Here is an 18,151-nt window from a genome sequence, read left to right on the forward strand (position 1 = left end):
TTGAATGACAAGCAATCATCTAAAGCGCCCCGCAGGCGTACCTTCTGAGGGGCATTTGCCAAGGCCATATTACTCACGAGCCGCCGCTTCCAGCCCGGCGATATCCAGCTTGACCATCCGTAGCATCGCTTCGGTGACCCTTTTCACCTTCAGACTATCGGGGTCAGCCATCAGCTCCGTCAGCCGTTTGGGCACAATCTGCCAGCTCAATCCCCAGCGGTCACGCAGCCAACCGCACTGTTCAACGCTGCCACCGTCGCTCAGGGCTTCCCACAGCCGATCCACTTCCGCCTGATCCGCACACTCGACCATGATGGAAAAGCTGTGATTGAACGGATCCAGGGGCCCGGCTTCAATCGCCGCATAGCGCTGGTCGCCGAGAATAAAAGTCGCGAGTTTGACGCTGCCAGCCGGGCCGCTGGGGGTATCGGCGGGCAAGGTAGAATGCCAGGTCAGGGAGGAGCCGGGGATCAAATCTATGTAGCACCGCAGCGCCGCATCCATATCTTTTTCAAACCATAAGTGTTGGGTGATTTTCACGATATCCCCCTTCGCTACTGATCCAGGATCGGTTCGAAACCGCCGAAAATCATGCGTTTGCCGTCAAAGGGTATTTGGTCACCCAAGGCTTTCATGCGCGGATCGGCCATCATCTTCTGGTTGGCATCGTCACGCACCGCCTTGGAGGGGTACTCAATCCAGCTGAACACCACCACTTCATCGGCTTCGGCCTTCACCGCACCACGAAAATCGGTAAGTTTGCCGTCGGGGACATCATTGCCCCAACACTCAACAACGCGTGTGGCACCGAATTCCTTAAACAGAGGAGCTGCCGCAGCAGCCAGTTTTAGATACGCCTCCTTATTGGCGGCCGGCACCGCCACTACAAAGCCATCAACATATTTCATAGAAGATTCCTCTTGTCGATTCGACAGTCGGGGTGGCGCCGGCGGAGTTGCCGGCGCCCTCTACCATTTTAGACCCCATTAGTGGGGTCAACCATTCAGGCTGCTGGTGGCTTCAGAGGTCGGTATAAGCGCGGGAGAGTAATTCTGGCGTGGCGACCCGATTGCGGCCGCTGTTTTTAGCTTTGTAGACTGCCAGATCGGCGATTTTCAGCAGGTTGTCCAGGTTTTGGCCTGACCCACCAATGCAGGTGACCATGCCGATACTGACGGTAATTTGCAACGAGGTTCCGGCGGGCATGGTGATGGATTCGATTTCCACACGACGGCGCAGCCGCTCGGCCAGTGACAGTGCGTCCTGCTGCTGGGCTATCGGCGCAACAATGGCAAACTCTTCCCCACCCATGCGACCAAACAGATCCTGATCGCGTAGATCAGCGGTAATGGCCCGCGTGAAGGACAGCAGCGCCGCGTCACCGCCGGCGTGGCCAAAACGATCGTTGATCGACTTAAAATAGTCGATATCCAGCATCATGATGCAGACGTGTTCCCCTTTCTGGCTGACCAGCTTGGTACCGCGCTGCATAAACGCGCTGCGGGTTAATACGTGGGTCAATGCATCGTGATTCGCCACATGTTCCAGCCTGCGCAACAATGCATTGCGGGCATAGTTCATGCTGGCAACGGCGATCGGGCCCAACGCCAACAAAGCCACGCCAAGCCGCATCGACACCGTATTCTGCAACAGCTTCATGTCGAGATTGGTCGCAATCAGCCCCATGTCGATGGCGAAATGGCACTACAATACATAGGCCAGCACCGCGATCATGGTGCTGAACAAGGAAAAGGTCATTGCCAGCCACAACAGGATCGGCATCGGGAAAATCACCGCACCGGGGCCGCCGATCAGGACGCTGCAAATGCACGCCACCAGCAGCAGGATTAACACCCCCATTTTTCTACAGATGCTGTACCACTGGCTACGGCGGAACACCGCCTGGTTAAGGCTATGCAGGTAGCCTTTCCAGTCGGTGGGGAAAGTCAGGATAAACGGCATCAGGGTAATGTAATGGGTAAACTCCGAAGATAGCCACAGCGCCATGGCGGGCAGGAATTGGCGGTCGAAAAGCAGCACCGAAGCCCCGGCACCGACTAACCCCGTGGCGGTCGCGCTCGTCAGGCAGATGGCGAACAGAAAAATGCTGGACGAGGTGCGTTCCAGCGTTCTGACCTGCGGCGACAAACGCATAAACAGGAAAAACCCGACCGCGACACCGGTAATGTTGGCGCCATTGAGCAATGCGGCTTTCACGACCGTGCTGCCGGTGAACAGATCCGCCGCCATATACCCCAGAATCGCCATCAGCCAACCCCAGGGGCTGGCCAGCGCCGGATAACGCACCAGCAGCGCCAGCAGCACCGCATTGGCCGGCCAAAACGAGGACAGCAGCCCGGTGGGCCGGCTCACAATGCCAAACAGGCACAGGCCGAACACCAGCAGGAATACGATTAATGCGTGCTGTAATTTTGTGGCACCAGGTAACTCAGTGGTGTGCATCTTGCTTCCAGAAGCTTGCAAAAAATACGAAAAATCCTGTCTGCATGACGGCGTCCAACCCGCTGGCCGGCATGCCTGACGTCGCACGCAAAATGTGCTGTCAGACAGATATTATTGCCAGTTTTCACCGGACTGGCATCAGCTAATTGAAAATTTAAAAATATTATTATGTTTCAAGCTGTCACCTCTGCGGCAGCCTGAAGAGCAAGGGAGCGGATATCGCTATCTTGGCGATTAATCTTCAGATAAAAACACCGCCGACCGAATCCAACACGGAACAATGTGGCCAAATTCCCCCACCAGTGCCCGCTTGATAAACATTCACTACACAAATCCTACACATGCAAATTATAATAATAATGATAATCGTTTTTATTTATTAATTTGATATGGAATGGTATGCATCAGGTAGAAAACCCACGTCCGACTAAAACAAAAAAGCATCCGGCGCTTCGTACACTTCCCCTCCTCGTCACCGTTTTACCGGGGCTGGCCATGACCACCGTCTGGGCCGAAGATGACACGCTTACCGTGACCACGCGCTCACTTCCCACTGAGGGTTACAATGCCGACACGGCCTCAACGGGGAGTAAAACAGCCACTCCGCTCAGTGACGTGCCGCAGTCCGTCAGCGTCGTCACGCCTGAGATCATTAACGACTTTCAGGTTAAAAGCGTCAATGATGCGATGAAATTCGTCAGCGGCGTGACTCAAGGTAATACCCTGGGCGGCACAGAGGACGGCTTTGTCAAACGCGGCTTTGGCGTCAACTCTGACGGCTCGGTATTTGTCGACGGTGTTCGCAGCAATCAGGGGTTGAGCATGGATGCCACCACCGATCGCGTTGAGGTGTTGAAAGGCTCTGCCTCTTTGCTGTACGGAATTCTCAATCCCGGCGGCATCATTAATCTAATCAGCAAAAAACCGCAATACGACTGGAATACCCGCATCAGCGGTGCCACCAGCAGCTTTGGTGGCGGCAGTGGTACCCTCGACGTCACCGGCCCTTTAGGAAACGGTTTTGCTTTCCGTTTTATCGCCGAGCGTCAGCATCAGGATTACTGGCGCAATTTTGGCACCAATGAACATACGCTGTTAGCCCCCTCACTCAGTTGGTATGGTGATAAAGCGACCTTCAACATAGCCTACAGTGAGTATAAGTACGATATTCCTTACGATCGCGGCACTGCCTTTATCAATGGCACGCCGGTCGATGTCCCCTATAACCGCAGGCTGGACGACTATGCCAACCACGCCTGGGGCAAAAACAAACGCCTCAATACTCATTATGAGTACGCGCTGGACAGTACCTGGACCACCCGTTTTAACTATGCCTGGATGCAGCGACGCTATGACAGCAACGAAGTGCGCGCCACCGCCATCAACACTACAACCGGTGTGGTTTCACGCCGGGCGGATGCCAACCGCGGCTTCAACCATCAAACCTCTTACTATTCCTGGGACGTAAACGGGTCGCCGGTGGTATTGAGCATGCAGCATGACCTGCTGGTTGGCGTTGACTATGAAAAAAATGAAACGTACAAGGCCTACTCTTACCGCGGCAAGGTGTCGAATACCTTTAATATGCACGATCCGGTCTACGGAGAAACGCCGATAACCAACAGCAGCACTTACAATGATGCGTTAAGTAATCTGCGCAGCCGCTTATATAGCCGCTCGGTCTACGCCAAAGACAGCATTCATTTAACTGACCAGTGGATTGCCGTCCTGGGCGCACGCTACCAGTCGTACTACCAGAACAACAGCAACGGATTCCAAAACCCGCAAAACACACTGAATGACAAAGGCAACAAATTCCTGCCGCAGGCTGGCGTGGTATATAAGTTGACGCCGGGCGTTTCTCTGTACGCCAACTACAGTCAGTCCTTTACCCCCTCGACGGCGGTGGATGACAACGGTAACGTCGCGACGCCTGAAACCGGCACGACCTATGAAATGGGCGGCAAATGGCAAATCACTCCGGCGGTGGATGCCACGCTGGCGCTGTACCGTATAGATGAAGAAAACATGTCGATCTTCATCAACGGCGTGACCCGCAGCATTCCTAAGGCTCGCTCCACCGGCATTGAGCTGGAACTCAACGGTGAAGTGGCCCACGATTGGGATCTTACGGCCAATTACAGTTACGACAAAACCCAGATTGTCGAAGACAACCTCAATCCGGATAACGTCGGTAACCGGTTGGTCAACGCCCCAACCAATATGGGTAGCCTGTACCTCAGCCATCGCATCACTGTGCCGTTAGTGCCTGGTGATGTGCGCCTTGGTGGCGGCGGACGCTATGTCGGACGCCGCGCCGGCGATCCGGAAAACAGTTTTACCATGCCAGCATATACCGTGGCGGATGCGTTTATTGCCTGGGACAGCAAACTGGTGGGTAAACACACCCAGATTAAGCTGAACGTCAAAAACCTGTTCAACCGTGAATATTATGAGTCCAGTGCAGGGAACCTGCGTGTGATCGAGGGCGAACCCCGTAGCCTGAGTTTGCAGGCTACGGTAGATTTCTGATCCTGTCTCCTCGGATGCAGCCAGCTGCATCCGAGGAGAGCGAACACGGCCGGGATTAAATACAGCTGAGATTTTCTTGCCGCTGATAGACTCGAGTTTCATATGGGCGCAGCCTTTGCAGCTCACCGCTGTCCTGATAATTCCCTAATGCCAGCTGCCATTCACCCAGCGCTAATACCTGTGAATTTATCCGTTGCGCCTCGTTGCTCAAATTACAAAGCACCAACCTCTGTTGTGTACCCAGGGTGCGGCCATAAGCGTAAATATGTGGATGTTCCGCCAGTTGTAACTGATAGCGACCTTCGATCCACACTGGATCCTGCTTGCGCAGACGGATTAGCGCCCGATAGAAATTCAGTACCGAATCGGCTTCTTCGCGCTGACACGCCACGTTGATCTGCGGATAGTTGGCATTGACCGCAAACCAGGGCGCGGCTGAGCTGAAACCGGCGTTGGCGCTGTCGTCCCACTGCATTGGCGTGCGCGAGTTATCGCGTCCGCTGCGGCCCAGAAACGCCAGGATCTGCGCCTCGTCCATGCCCTGCTCGCGCAGCTTGGCAAAACGGTTTCTGGCGGCAATATCGTTAAAATCGGCCAGGCTATCGAAGCGGGTATTGGTCATCCCCAACTCCTGCCCCTGATAGATAAACGGTGTTCCCTGCATCAGGAAATACATCGCGGCGATGGCAGTGGCGCTTTCGCGCCAATACTGCTTATCGTCGCCCCATTTCGACACCACGCGCGGAATATCGTGGTTTTCAACATACAGAGCATTCCACCCCTTGCCCTCCAGCAGCGTCTGCCAGCGGGTAAAGATGTCTTTCAGGCCCAGCACGTCTGCTCCGGCATGCGGCGAATGCTGGTGGTTGTTTTCCCACAGCTTGACGTGCTCGAACTGGAAGATCATGTTCAAGCGGCCGTGCTGCTCGCCCACCCAGTCTTCACCCTGCTCCGCCGAAGCCCCGTTCATTTCGCCCACCGTCATGATGTCATAGCGATTAAACACCTGTTCGCACAGGTCATCGACATACTCCAGCAGGCCCTCATAGTTCAGATGCCGCTCGAAAGACGGCACGTAACGCAGCCCAAGCGGATTGGGCATGTCGGTCAGCCCCGGCTGCTTTTTCATATGGCAGATGGCGTCGATGCGGAAACCGTCAATGCCCTTATCCAGCCACCAGCGCATCATGTCGTACAGCGCCGCACGTACCTGCGGGTTTTCCCAGTTCAGATCCGGTTGACGCTCCGAGAACAGATGAAGGAAGTATTGCTCGCTGCCGGGGTCATATTTCCAGGCCGAGCCGTTGAAAATACTCTCCCAGTTGTTGGGTTCCGCGCCATTTTTACCGTCACGCCAGATATACCAATCGCGTTTGGCGCTGGCTTGAGATGATCGGGACTCAATAAACCACGGATGTTCGTCAGACGTGTGGTTAACCACCAGATCGAGTATCAGCCGCATTCCCCGGGCGTGTACTTCGGCCAGCAGGCAGTCAAAGTCGTCCATGGTGCCAAATTCAGTCATTATGGCCTGATAATCACTGATATCGTAGCCATTGTCGTCATTCGGCGAGCGGTACATCGGACAGATCCAAATCACGTCGATACCCAGCCACTGCAAGTAATCCAATTTGGCCGTAATGCCATTCAGGTCACCTATACCGTCACCGTTGGAGTCCATAAAGCTGCGCGGGTAGATTTGATACACCACCGCCTGCTTCCACCACTGTACTGTCTGCCCACCGCTCATGGCTGTGCTTCCTTAATAAATTAATGCGCCTGCGCCGAGGACAAAATGCGCTGAAACGCCCGACCTTGACGGTCAAACAGATAACAACACTCTACCGGCAGCCGCACGCCGACGGTATCGCCGGCCTGGATGCTGGAGCGCTCAGGATTGCGCAGCACCCAGGGTTCACCGGCGTTGCCGTTGTCCAGATAAAGGTAGGTCTCATTCCCCATGTGTTCGACAAACATCACCTCGCCCTGAAACTCGCACTCCGCGCGTTCGCCCCCCCGAATATGCTCCGGGCGAATACCGACATTGACGCTCTGGCCTTCCGCCTCGGGAGGCGTGGCGATCGGCAGTATCAGCGCCTTGCCGTTGTCCAGCTCGACCACGCTTTGCTGCTCACCGGCACGCCGTAGTATCGCCGGGATCAGGTTCATCTTCGGTGAACCGATAAACTGCGCGACAAACTCATTGGCCGGTTGGTCATAGAGTTCCAGTGGTGTGCCGACCTGCTCGACATGACCTTGGTTCAGCACCACGATACGATCCGCCAAGGTCATGGCTTCAACCTGATCGTGGGTAACATAAATGATGGTCGACCCCAGCCGCTTATGCAGCGACGCCACTTCCATACGCATTTGCACCCGCAGTGACGCATCGAGGTTGGACAGTGGTTCGTCGAATAAAAACAGCTTAGGCTCGCGCACGATGGCCCGACCAATCGCCACCCGTTGCCGCTGCCCGCCCGAAAGATCCTTCGGGCGGCGTTCCAATAGCGGCTCGAGCTGCAAAATGCGTGCGCTCTCGCGCACCCGGCTGTCGATTTCAGCCGCGGAATGGCCCGCCAGCTCCAGCGCAAACGCCATGTTTTTATAGACGCTCATATGCGGATAGAGCGCGTAGGACTGGAACACCATGCCAATACCGCGTTCAGCCGGGGTATCGTCGTTAACGTAGTTGCCATCGATATACATGCCGCCGCTGCTGATCTCCTCCAGCCCGGCGATCATCCGCAACAGGGTTGATTTACCGCAGCCGGAAGGTCCGACGATCACCACAAATTCCCCACTGTTGATGTGCAGATCCAGCGATTTAATCACCTCTGCGTTAGCGCCATAGCGTTTTTGCAGTTTTTCAAGCGTAAGTTGCGCCATATTCCCCCCGTTCTCACCCCAGTTGGCAGTCTGCGGGGCGCCAATGTGCGCCCCGCTATCCGGCTTATTTCAGATAATCAAGCCACGGACTCTGGCGTGAGATCATCACGTCGACCAGCTCAGGGATCGCACGGCATTTGTCGTTGACCGAATCCACCAGCAGCGCCTGGATCACCAGATCGCGCGAGCCTTCAATCACCGCATCGGCGGTTAAATCGTGAATGGCGATCTGGTTGCTGAGCAGCCCGCCGATACCGGCCGGCATATCCACTTTAATGCCGTGCACGCCTTTGCGATCGATAATCGCCGGTACCTCCACCGCAATAAAGTCCGGCAGCTGTTTGATAAAGCCCAGATTCGGTATATTGACCGCCGACTCCTCATAGCCGGAATCGGTCAGGATCCCTTCCATGATCGGCACCACGCGCTCTTTCAGCTTCAATTCGATTTTCGGCTGCACGTGCCCCAGGTAATTGCGATAGAAGGTGTAAAAGTCGAGAATGCCGCAATGATCGCTGACCTCGCTGGCCCAGCGGATATACTCGCCAAAGTGGCTGTCGCCGGTGATTGGCAGGTGGTGGAATTTCTCCAGAATCTCCTTGAACAGGGTACGGTCAGCCCAGGGATAAGCGCTGTCTTTGCCGCCCAACGCATCACGCTCAGTGCTGCCTTCGGTCTGCACCAGTTTACCGTGGGTGCGGGTATACGCCAGGATATCGCTGTAGCCCGGCAGGCGGGAGAAATAGTCCGGTGCCTTGGCGCGCACGTCGCCATAGGCATCCTTGCCGCTGTCTTTGTAACTGGCCTCCAACAACACGCTGAAGTGGTTAAGCCCGGCGGCGCGCAGGTTTAGATTCTCGAACGACGTGCCGAGCATTTCCGGTAAATAGCGCTCAAGTGAGGCGATTTCATGACACATGCCGACAAAATTGAGCTGCGGGAAGCGACGATGCACGGTGGTGCAAATGCGGCTCATCGGGTTGGAATAGTTAAATATCCAGGCGTTGGGACAGATGTCGGCAACGTCGGCACAAATGTCGAGGATCGGCGGAATAATCCGCAGCGAGTGGAACAGCCCGCCAGGCCCACCGTTTTCTCCGTATACCTGCTGGATGCCGTATTGCTGCGGGATCTGCCAGTCGAGATCCCACAGTGCGAAACGGTCACCCACTTCGATGGAGATAATCACGAACTCCGCCCCTTTCAGCGCAGTTTTACGATCGGTAGTGGCGCTGACGGTAAACGGCAGATCTTCAGCAGCCAGAAAGTCCCGGGCGGTTTTCTCGGTCACTGCCAGTGCAGACGGATTGATGTCGTGCAGCACAATCTCGCTGCCGTACAGCGTTTTGCTTTGGAAGATATCCCCCAGCGTGCCATAGCCGAATTGCGCACTGCCCGCACCCACTAAAACGATTTTTGTAGCCATTACTTTTCTCCTGCTTCAGGGTTAATCGAAAATCAGCCTTTTACTGCGCCGTTGGTTAATCCGCTGACGATGCGACGCTGGAATATCAGGACCAGTGCGATGATCGGCAGTGTGACAATGACCGAGGCCGCCATGATGGTGCCCCAGGGAAGTTCGAACTGAGAGGCGCCCTGCAGCATGCCGATGGCGACCGGCACGGTGCGCTTGCCGCTGGAAATGACAAACGTCAGGGCGAACATGAATTCATTCCAGGCGCCGATAAAGGCCAGCAGCCCGGTGGTCACCAGTGACGGCCCCATAATTGGCGCGAAGATGCGGGTGATGATGGTCCAGGTGCCGGCACCGTCGACGATCGCCGCCTCTTCCAGCTCCGCCGGGATCGCCTTCATAAAGGTGGTCAGCACCCAGACGGTAAACGGCAGCGAGAAGGTGGTATAGGACAGCACCAGAGCGCCCAGGGAGTCGTACAGCCCCATAAAACGCACCAACTCAAACATGCCGGACAACACCGCCACCTGCGGGAACATCGAGACGCAAAGAATGGTGAACAGCAGATACTTACGGCCGCGAAAACGGATACGCGCCAGAGCAAAAGCGGCGGTGATCGACACCAGCAGGCAAATGCCTACCGTCAGCGTCGCCACAACAATGGAGTTCAGCAGGCTGCGGGCAATGCCATTTTCCATCAATGCGGTCAGATAATTGCCCCAGTGCAGATTGCCCGGCAGATAAGCAACCTGGAACAGATCCTGCCCGGAACGCAACGAGGTGATCAACGCGTAGTAGAACGGAAACAGGCAGATCACACTGGCCAAGGCGGCCGCGGCGAAGATCAGCGTTTTATGGCCGTATTTCTGCTGTTGGCGGCTCAGTTTCATGCTTGTTTCTCCTTGTCGTTCAGGCGGCCCAGCGTAAGGAAGCAAGCGGCGATCCCCGCCACCATCATAAAGACCAGTACCGATGCGGCCGAGCCGGAGCCCATTTCCTGATAGCTGACCATGCGATCCCGAGCGTAACCGGACACCGATACCGTGGCTTCGCTGTTGGAAGTCAGCACGTAAATCAGATCAAACACCCGTAGCGCATCCATCACCCGGAAAATCAGCGCGACGATCATTGCCGGCATAATCAACGGCAAGGTGATACGGCGGAACCGCTGCCAGGCATTGGCACCGTCGACGCGGGCGGCCTCATACAGATCGCCGGGGATCAGTTGCAGCGCCGCCAGCAACATCAAGGCCATAAACGGCGTGGTCTTCCACACGTCGGCAATCACCACCGCCCACATTGACAGACCCGGCTCCGCTACCCAGGCCAAGGGCGTGGCGATAATGCCGGTTTTAAGCAGCAGGTCGTTCACCACGCCGTACTGATCGTGGAACATCCAGCCCCACATTTTGGCGGACACGATGGTCGGAATGGCCCAGGGCACCAAAATGGCGGTGCGCACCAGCCCCTGGCCGCGGAATTTTTGATTCATCAGCAGCGCCAGCAGCATGCCGAACACCAGTTCCAGCGATACCGACAGCAAACTGAAGCGCAGCGTGTTGCCTACCGCCAGCCACCAAAGCGGATCCGCCAACACCCCGTAGTGGTGGCCGCCCTCGGTCAGATCCAGATAGTTGGCGAAGCCGACAAACCGATAATCGTCCGGCGCGTCCAGCATGGCGTCGGTAAAGCTGTAAAACAGGGTGCGCAGCAGCGGCCAGCCGGCTACCACCGCCAGCAGCAACATCGCCGGTGCCACCAGTAACCAGGCGATGCGGCTACGCCGCTGCTGGTGATTAAGCTTGCTGCGCCTGGCCGGCAGCACCTGGGCTGACTCATCAGGGGTAGCCGTCAGGGATAAAGCGTGCGTATCGCGTTTCATGCATCAGACTCCGGCGGTTAATGGGGAGATGATTCAGCGCCATCCTCTGGCTTTGATCCGTTCCAGTCGCTGCTGTAAATCCGCCACGGCGGTGACACCGTCACTGTCACCGCGCAATACGTTAAAGGTGGCGTTGTAGATGGCTCGGGAAACCTGCGCGTATTGCCGTTTGGTTTGAGTGGCCGGGCGCGGCATGGCCTGCGCGAATATGCCCTTGAAATCTGCCAAATAAGGCGCCTGCGCCAATACTTGCGGATCGTCGTACAGCGCGGTGCGCGAAGGAGCCTGACCCAGTAACGCCAGCGCCCTTTTTTGCGATTCGGCATCGCTGACGATTTTCAGCAGCGCGATGGCCGCCTCGGGGTGTTTGGTATAGCCGTTGATCGCCCACTGCCAACCGCCCAACGCGCTGACCGAATGGCCGTCAGCCCCTTTCGGCAACGGCATCACACCCACTTTGCCGCGGATCGCGCTGCTACTGTCCTGCGCTAGCACGTAGGCGTAGGGCCAATTGCGCATAAACAGCGCATCGCCGTTTTGGAATACCGCCCGCGACTCTTCTTCCATGTAGCCAAGCGTGCCTTTCGGCGTGATTTTGCCAATCCAACCGGCGGCCATATTCAGCGCTTGCGCCGCTTGCGGGTTGTTAATGGTGATATTGCCCTGAGCATCAATAAAACTGCCGCCGTTTTGCGACGCTACCCACTCCAGGGCGTTGCAGGTCAGCCCCTCATAAGATTTTCCCTGAAACACCAGCCCCCAAAAGTTTTTGTGGCCGGCGGCACGCTCAGCTTGCTGAATGTGGGTTGCGACGCGGGTCAGATCGGCCCAGGTCTCCGGCGGTTGTTCACCGTATTTCTCCAGCAGATCCTTGCGGTAGTAGAGCGCACCGCTGTCCAGATAGGCTGGCACCGCTTTGACCCGGCCATTAACCACGTTGTTTTGCCAGGCGGCGGGGAAGAAATCCTGTTTGATGTCGCTCACGCTGTCGGTCAGATCCAGCAGGTGTTTGTTCAATACGCCGATCCATACGGTGTCGGCCTGAAACAGATCGATGGCGCTGGCGTCTTTGGCGGCAAACAGTTGCTGGAACAGCGACAGCTTTTCATCGGAGGCAGGAGGCAGATCGATAAATTCCAGGGTATGGCCAGTCTGAGCCTCAAAGCGCTGTTTGATCTCGTTGCAGTATTGGCGCCCTTCTTTGCTTGGCGCGCATTGCATACGCAACGTGTCGGCCAATACTTGCCCGGACATCAACGCCAGTGCGGCGGCAACCATACTCGGTATCAATCTTCTCATTGCATCCTCTCTGGTGGCGGCTGGGAATACCGGCATAGGAGCAAGCTATCGAAGGCAGGTCATTGGCGGAAATCGTTTTTCACCGCTACGATATAGAAACTTTCTATACCACCAGTGGAAAATATGATCGTGGACAAAATTCTGCGGCAGTTTATCGAAGTGGCGATGTTCAAAAATGTGAGTCATGCAGCAAACAAACTTTGCCTGAGCCAGCCGACGCTGACCCACAACATGAAGAAACTGGAAGAGAACCTCGGGGTACAGCTGCTGGAGCGAACCTCAACCGGGGTAAAAACCACCGAGTACGGCGATCTGCTGTTGGAGCAGGCGCAGATGATGCAGCGTATCTACGACAACACGCTGATCAAACTGGCATTTATCAAAGCACGTCAGGAGCAGAGCCTGCGTATGGGCACCGGTCATGCCTGGTGGTATATGTTTGTACGCGACAGCTTCAATGCCTACCGCAAGCTGCATCCGCTGGTGAATATCCATATCGATCTGGGCAACCACCTGCGCCTGATGGACCTGTTATTGGGCGGGGATATCGACTTGTTTATCGGCCATGAAATTCAGGGCCTGAACCCTAAAGCAGGCATCAGCTTTCTGCCGCTGTTTGGCACCACCGACAGTATGTTCGTGCGGCGCGGACACCCGCTGCTGGGACAAACGGTGGGCCCGGATGCGCTACTGGACTACCCCTGCGTTGAGCTGACGCCGGATGAAAGTCGTTATCATCATATGGTGGAAGATATGCAGCCGAAAAAGCTGGCGCGAAACCGTCTGCATCTGGCGGAGCGGGTAATTTGTTCGACCAATTCCATGATGTCGGCTGTAGACATGATCAACGATTCCGATGCGGTACTGCTGAGCTATCCCTCCTGTATGGCGGGTTATTTTGCGGATTACGGCATTGAACCCCTGCAGCTGATCCAGCCGGGACCACGTTGCACCGTCGGTATCTATCTGATGCGCGAAAAGACGGATGCCCCGCATGTGGTGCAGATGCAAACACTAATGCAGCAGCACCTGGAACAGATCCGCCCGCTGTTGTCGTAGTTACTTCTCGCCGGTCAGCGCCACCAGCGCCTGGTACAGCGGTCGGGCATTGCCCGGCCCCACCACCAGCTGATATTCGGTAGTCAGACGTGGAGTGTCGACCTCCAACAGCGCTTTAACACCGTTCAGGTCTTCGATGCCCGGTCGATCCAGCCGCCCGGCATCGCGCAGTTCCACCCTGATACGGCTGGCGCAGTAGCGTATTTTGGTCAGGTTTTCCGCTCCGCCAAAGGCGGCCAGCACCGACGCTGCAAGCTGATGTGTTTCCATTGTGCCTCCAGAAAAAGATTGCCTATGCAACAACAGCATAGAGCCGGCGGCAGGCCGAAGTGAAATTGGTTTCACCCGGTGCAATATAGACCCTATCTATAACGCATCATTCGGCGCCCCCAATCTGTTACAAGGCATATACTTAACGGAGTGTACAGATAGGAGGTAATTGAGATGAAAGCGATAATTCCCCTGTTTTTGATGCTGATGCTTTCCGGCTGCCTTGGCCGGGGCGGCCCACAGGATGTGCCGCCACCGCCGGTGCATAATGATCCACAAACCTGCAATAATTCCTCCGCCAGCGCCAACAGCGACTGCTCTCAGTCCGTGGTACCGGCGATGCACTAACGCAAGCCATGCGGGCCGCGATCAGATCTCTATACGCAGGCCCGCCGCTTTCCAGTCAGGAAATCCGTCTTCCAGCCTGCGGGCCTCGCGACCTTTGGCGCGCAGCGCAGCAACGGCGTTAACCGAAAGCACGCAGTAAGGGCCGCGGCAATAGGCGACCACTTCACGGCCTTCGGGTAACTCGGCCAATCGACGTTCAAGTTCTTCCAACGGAATGTTCAATGCGCCAGGCAAATGCCCCAGCGCATACTCTTCATGCGGGCGTACGTCGAGCAGAATTACGCCGTTTTCCTCTATCCGCGACAGCAGCTCTTCACGCGAAATGGCCTCTAACGCCTCAGGTTGCTGCAGGCTGTCCGTTACCAGCGCGCGGATTTCCGCTCGGTTATGTTCCGCATACTGACGCAGTGCCGCCAACAGGTTGAGCACCGGGCCGTCGCCGAGGCGATATAGCACCTGTTTGCCATCACGACGGCTCTGCACAAACCCGCTGCGTTTCAAGTGTTGCAGGTGCTGCGAAGCATTGGCGATCGTCAGCCCGGCAAGTGCCGCCAGCCGTTCCACCGCTCGCTCACCCTGGGCAATATGCTCCAACAACATCAGCCGATGCGCGTTCCCCAGGCTGCGTGCCAATTCCGCCAACTCGGCAAACAGCTGCGGTTGAGGATCGTTATCCTTGGTTGACATTCCATCCGCCCTCTTTCATCATTCAATAAATCAATTGAATGATAGTGTATCAAAAACCCCATGAATAATCGACCATCCCCAACAATAAGGAGAATGGGCAGTGAATAACGAAATGGAGTTTATCGTGGCATCGTTGACTCTCGGCACCGGAGCCACACTGGTTATGGATCTTTGGGCTGGGTTACTCAAGCGAGTGTTTGGCATCCCCTCGCTAAACTACGCGATGGTGGGCCGCTGGATCGGACATTTTCCACGTGGCCGCTTTAGGCATGAAAACATCGGACAAGCAGCGCAGGTACGCTTCGAAAAGCCGATCGGCTGGGGGGCCCATTACGCCATAGGGATAGTTTTCGCCGCCTTGCTGCTGGTCCTGGGCGGGCAAGACTGGCTGCGTCACCCTACGCTGTTACCGGCGCTAGCGTTTGGTGTGGTCAGCGTCTGCGCCCCGTTTTTACTGATGCAGCCCGGTATGGGTGCCGGTATCGCAGCCAGCAAAACACCTAATCCGCCGGTGGCACGGTTGCGCAGCCTGATGGCCCACGCCGTGTTCGGCGTAGGCCTTTATCTCAGCGCTGTCCTTTGCGCCGGGCTGTGGTAATCCCAGCTACGAAGATTGTTCTTCTTCGTTGGCCAGATTTTTCGCCTGCTGTTTCATAAACACCACTTCCTGCGGGCTCGACATGTTGACACGGTGTGCCCGCAGCAATTTGAGAATATTGAACAACAGTTCGCTCTTGGTTGAACCGACCATACGCGGGCTGGCGACATAACCGGTCACGCTGAGGATAATGCCGTCCGGGCCGAGCTGGCTGAAGCGCACATAGGGCGCCGGGGCATCCAGAATGGCTTCATATTCCTGATAAGCGCTCAGCAGGATGTTGCGAACCTGCTCCGGATCGATATCCGTCGGGAAGGTCAGCGCAATGGTTACCACCCCCTGCGCATTGCCCATGGTGGCATTACGCACGTTTTGAGAGATAAGTTGAGAGTTAGGTACGATCATCGTCGAGCGATCGCTAAGCTGGATCTCGGTGGCGCGCACATTGATACGACGCACGTCCCCCTCTACGCCGCCGATACCAATCATATCGCCGACTTTCACCGGGCGTTCGGTCAACAGAATCAAACCGGAAATAAAGTTCTTCACGATTTCCTGCAAACCAAAACCGATACCCACCGACAAGGCACTGACGATCCAGGCCAGGTTGTTCCACTGAATGCCCAGCGCCGCCAGGGTAATCAGGATCAACAGCACGTAGCCCACGTTGCTGAACAACGTCACCAGCGACGCACGAATACCGATATCTGCAATGGTTTTTGGCAGCAGTTCCTGGCTTAACCAGCGCTGGGTAACTCGCAGAATATAGATGCCAATGGCCAGGCAAATCACCGCATTGATCAGGTTGCCGGGCACAATGTTCAGTTGTTTCAGCCCTTCGCCGCTAAGAATGGCGATGATCTTTTCCAACAGCGAGTTGGGCGTCGTGGTGCCAAACGAGCCGTTAAACAACGAGACAATCATCAACAACAGCAGCGAGCACTTGGCGATGGCGGTGAAGATGATCGCCATCTGCTCCAGGTGGCGATCCTTAAAATTAAGCGACTTCTTCAGCATCTTGCCACTGGCGGTTTGCGGCGAGAAGATTGCCGCGCACAGGTCAGTGGCGAACAGCACCAGGAAATAGAACGTCATTAACACCAGCGCGATCCAAATCACCTGATAGGTCAGGAAACGGGCAAAAGCGATATACCCTATCAGCAGCGAAAGCAAGATCACGCTTGAACACACCAGGGTGCTCATATGCAAAAGCCCACTGATGGTGGAGCGCTTCTCTACGTGTTCGCCCTGCTGTTCCAACTGACGGCGGATACGCTGAGAACGCAGTGGCATCGCCAGCAACACCATGCCAATCAAGCCGGCAACCAGGCCGTTACCGAAAATGGTGGTGCTCAAACTGGCGCTGACGGCATTATTAATAAGTTCTACCGTACCAAATGCCAATGCCAGCCCGGCCAACAGCGGCGAGAAATAGCGCAGACCTGAGGCAACGGCATTATCCAGGGTGCCAAGGCGCCACGAAGGGCGATTAAGTGACAGCGTTGCGCGCCCCAGTCCGGCAATCAGCGCGCAGAAAATCCCTAACTGATAAAAACTCCCGGCGAAATCCTCCAGCATCACCGGTAAGGGTTGTACGCGTGTGAAGGTGAGGAACAGCAGGTTCAACGCAATGCTGGTAGTAACAACCGTGACGGTGACGGTCATGATTGCCATAAAACTGCGGCGCAAACGCCCGTCCGGAAGATAACGGATGCTCACCCACGCCAGGAAACGCTCGGAAAAATAGCGCCCCCACGACCAGATAACCACCGCCAATACCAACAGACCCAGGGTGCCGTAACGTGAATCTTCCTGCCAACTGGCGTCCCAGGTCTGTTTCATTGCGGCGTTGAACTGATCCAGGCGCTGCACGTCGTCATCGGCAGGCTTTATCACCGGCGTCCAAAATTTGGTGCCCAACACGCTACCGGTATTCAACGCCAACTGACTTTTGAACGCGACGCGACGTAAGTCACTGATTTGTTGCCCCAGATCGAGCACGCCAGCTCTCATCGCCTGTGCGCGTTGAACCGCTTCGTCGAGCTGCTTCTTGCTGTTATTCAAGGCATTGCGCTGTTGTACCACTGCCGCGTTTTCCGCCAACGCACCTGCCGCCGGTTGCGGCCCCAACACGTCCAGCTGCGCCTGCAGCTTCTCTTGCGCCGGTTGCAAGTCGGCCGCCAGCTTTTCCAGCTTGGCGGCCAGATCGTCAGTGGTCAATTTCAGCTTACTGAGCTGGGTATCGTTACTGGCTTTGGAAACCTGCTGTTTGATGCTGTCCAACTGCTTCTGGTAGTTTTTCAGGGCGGTCGCAGGGTCCGGCTGGCTTTCGGCTACCGGGCTGTCATCCTGTGCGGCAACGCTGGTCAGCGGCGCCAACTGCAAGCCAAACAGCAGGAACAGGAAAAGAATAATTTGACGGGGCTTTAACATAAATTCGGGGCTCAGCCTTTACATGATAGACAAACGAAACAGGCGGGCCGGTAGTCACCGACCCGCCTGGCTAATCATAAACTGAGATTATGATAACTGCTTAATCTCCGCTTAAATATCAGTATTACTCCCATTCAGCACGATTCTCATGGTGACAACGTCACTAAAAACAATGAAGAATTACCGCTTACCGCACTGATAACGCTGCGAATTTACACTAGCGCAACCTGCCAAAGCCCCCTATACTCAGCTCATTCATTAACCTACGTTATAAAAGGAG

General features: G+C 55.9%; 15 protein-coding genes and 1 pseudogene. 4 read left to right on the plus strand and 12 right to left on the minus strand.

Annotated features, from left to right (window positions below; genetic code table 11):
- Positions 1-69 precede the first annotated feature (69 nt).
- The 3 genes and pseudogenes from M495_RS12260 to M495_RS26155 all read right to left on the minus strand — a co-directional run bounded on the left by M495_RS12260 (position 70) and on the right by M495_RS26155 (position 2,463).
- Positions 70-540 (minus strand): VOC family protein, encoded by a 471-nt coding sequence (locus M495_RS12260; protein ID WP_020826980.1) that lies wholly within the window; start codon positions 538-540, stop codon positions 70-72.
- A 14-nt stretch (positions 541-554) separates the two neighbouring features.
- Complete coding sequence (locus M495_RS12265; protein ID WP_020826981.1) at positions 555-908, minus strand: DUF1428 domain-containing protein; 354 nt, start codon at positions 906-908, stop codon at positions 555-557.
- Positions 909-1,020: 112 nt separating this feature from the next.
- Positions 1,021-2,463, minus strand: a pseudogene (locus tag M495_RS26155) (sensor domain-containing diguanylate cyclase).
- 495 nt (positions 2,464-2,958) lie between these two features.
- On the opposite strand from M495_RS26155, the gene M495_RS12275 reads away from it, so the two are divergent.
- Positions 2,959-4,995: a TonB-dependent siderophore receptor gene (locus M495_RS12275; protein WP_020826984.1), complete on the plus strand. Its 2,037-nt coding sequence runs from the start codon at positions 2,959-2,961 to the stop codon at positions 4,993-4,995.
- Positions 4,996-5,050: 55 nt separating this feature from the next.
- Here M495_RS12275 and M495_RS12280 read toward each other — a convergent pair whose 3' ends face one another.
- From M495_RS12280 to M495_RS12305, 6 genes are all read right to left on the minus strand, one after another.
- Positions 5,051-6,745 carry a glycoside hydrolase family 13 protein gene (locus M495_RS12280; protein ID WP_020826985.1) on the minus strand — a complete coding sequence of 565 codons (1,695 nt, stop codon included), beginning with the start codon at positions 6,743-6,745 and terminating at the stop codon, positions 5,051-5,053.
- 20 nt (positions 6,746-6,765) lie between these two features.
- Positions 6,766-7,881: an ABC transporter ATP-binding protein gene (locus M495_RS12285; protein ID WP_020826986.1), complete on the minus strand. Its 1,116-nt coding sequence runs from the start codon at positions 7,879-7,881 to the stop codon at positions 6,766-6,768.
- A 64-nt stretch (positions 7,882-7,945) separates the two neighbouring features.
- A complete protein-coding gene (locus M495_RS12290) occupies positions 7,946-9,307 on the minus strand; it encodes a family 4 glycosyl hydrolase (RefSeq protein ID WP_020826987.1) in 1,362 nt (453 codons plus the stop codon).
- Between the two features lie 32 nt (positions 9,308-9,339).
- A complete protein-coding gene (locus M495_RS12295) occupies positions 9,340-10,185 on the minus strand; it encodes a carbohydrate ABC transporter permease (protein ID WP_020826988.1) in 846 nt (281 codons plus the stop codon).
- Positions 10,182-11,177: a carbohydrate ABC transporter permease gene (locus tag M495_RS12300; protein ID WP_020826989.1), complete on the minus strand. Its 996-nt coding sequence runs from the start codon at positions 11,175-11,177 to the stop codon at positions 10,182-10,184. The genes M495_RS12295 and M495_RS12300 overlap by 4 nt, the downstream gene beginning before the upstream one ends.
- 33 nt (positions 11,178-11,210) lie before the next feature.
- A complete protein-coding gene (locus M495_RS12305) occupies positions 11,211-12,476 on the minus strand; it encodes an ABC transporter substrate-binding protein (protein WP_041414574.1) in 1,266 nt (421 codons plus the stop codon).
- Between the two features lie 123 nt (positions 12,477-12,599).
- Here M495_RS12305 and M495_RS12310 point away from each other — a divergent pair, with 123 nt between their 5' ends.
- Complete coding sequence (locus M495_RS12310) at positions 12,600-13,535, plus strand: LysR family transcriptional regulator (protein ID WP_020826991.1); 936 nt, start codon at positions 12,600-12,602, stop codon at positions 13,533-13,535.
- Here the strand turns inward: M495_RS12310 and M495_RS12315 are convergent, their stop codons facing one another.
- Positions 13,536-13,805 (minus strand): PTS transporter subunit EIIB, encoded by a 270-nt coding sequence (locus M495_RS12315; RefSeq protein ID WP_020826992.1) that lies wholly within the window; start codon positions 13,803-13,805, stop codon positions 13,536-13,538.
- 174 nt (positions 13,806-13,979) lie between these two features.
- On the opposite strand from M495_RS12315, the gene M495_RS25820 reads away from it, so the two are divergent.
- Positions 13,980-14,153 (plus strand): hypothetical protein, encoded by a 174-nt coding sequence (locus M495_RS25820; RefSeq protein ID WP_020826993.1) that lies wholly within the window; start codon positions 13,980-13,982, stop codon positions 14,151-14,153.
- 21 nt (positions 14,154-14,174) lie between these two features.
- On the opposite strand, the gene M495_RS12320 is transcribed toward M495_RS25820, so the two are convergent.
- Positions 14,175-14,840, minus strand: a complete 666-nt coding sequence (locus tag M495_RS12320) for an ArsR/SmtB family transcription factor (RefSeq protein ID WP_020826994.1) — start codon at positions 14,838-14,840, stop codon at positions 14,175-14,177.
- A 100-nt stretch (positions 14,841-14,940) separates the two neighbouring features.
- Between M495_RS12320 and M495_RS12325 the strand changes: the two genes are divergently transcribed.
- Positions 14,941-15,438, plus strand: a complete 498-nt coding sequence (locus tag M495_RS12325) for a DUF2938 domain-containing protein (protein ID WP_020826995.1) — start codon at positions 14,941-14,943, stop codon at positions 15,436-15,438.
- Positions 15,439-15,444: 6 nt separating this feature from the next.
- Here the strand turns inward: M495_RS12325 and M495_RS12330 are convergent, their stop codons facing one another.
- Complete coding sequence (locus M495_RS12330) at positions 15,445-17,871, minus strand: DUF3772 domain-containing protein (RefSeq protein ID WP_020826996.1); 2,427 nt, start codon at positions 17,869-17,871, stop codon at positions 15,445-15,447.
- Positions 17,872-18,151: the final 280 nt, after the last annotated feature.

The sequence above is a fragment of the Serratia liquefaciens ATCC 27592 genome (assembly GCF_000422085.1).
GTDB lineage: Bacteria > Pseudomonadota > Gammaproteobacteria > Enterobacterales > Enterobacteriaceae > Serratia > Serratia liquefaciens.

Excerpts from the sequence above, each read along its gene's own strand:
- M495_RS12320 (WP_020826994.1), bottom strand. The coding sequence starts at position 14,840 with ATGTCAACCAAGGATAACGATCCTCAACCGCAGCTGTTTGCCGAGTTG.
- M495_RS12300 (WP_020826989.1), bottom strand. The coding sequence starts at position 11,177 with ATGAAACGCGATACGCACGCTTTATCCCTGACGGCTACCCCTGATGAG.
- M495_RS12275 (WP_020826984.1), top strand. The coding sequence starts at position 2,959 with ATGACCACCGTCTGGGCCGAAGATGACACGCTTACCGTGACCACGCGC.
- M495_RS12285 (WP_020826986.1), bottom strand. The coding sequence starts at position 7,881 with ATGGCGCAACTTACGCTTGAAAAACTGCAAAAACGCTATGGCGCTAAC.
- M495_RS12305 (WP_041414574.1), bottom strand. The coding sequence starts at position 12,476 with ATGAGAAGATTGATACCGAGTATGGTTGCCGCCGCACTGGCGTTGATG.
- M495_RS12330 (WP_020826996.1), bottom strand. The coding sequence starts at position 17,871 with ATGTTAAAGCCCCGTCAAATTATTCTTTTCCTGTTCCTGCTGTTTGGC.
- M495_RS12310 (WP_020826991.1), top strand. The coding sequence starts at position 12,600 with ATGATCGTGGACAAAATTCTGCGGCAGTTTATCGAAGTGGCGATGTTC.
- M495_RS12280 (WP_020826985.1), bottom strand. The coding sequence starts at position 6,745 with ATGAGCGGTGGGCAGACAGTACAGTGGTGGAAGCAGGCGGTGGTGTAT.
- M495_RS25820 (WP_020826993.1), top strand. The coding sequence starts at position 13,980 with ATGAAAGCGATAATTCCCCTGTTTTTGATGCTGATGCTTTCCGGCTGC.
- M495_RS12265 (WP_020826981.1), bottom strand. The coding sequence starts at position 908 with ATGAAATATGTTGATGGCTTTGTAGTGGCGGTGCCGGCCGCCAATAAG.
- M495_RS12295 (WP_020826988.1), bottom strand. The coding sequence starts at position 10,185 with ATGAAACTGAGCCGCCAACAGCAGAAATACGGCCATAAAACGCTGATC.
- M495_RS12315 (WP_020826992.1), bottom strand. The coding sequence starts at position 13,805 with ATGGAAACACATCAGCTTGCAGCGTCGGTGCTGGCCGCCTTTGGCGGA.
- M495_RS12290 (WP_020826987.1), bottom strand. The coding sequence starts at position 9,307 with ATGGCTACAAAAATCGTTTTAGTGGGTGCGGGCAGTGCGCAATTCGGC.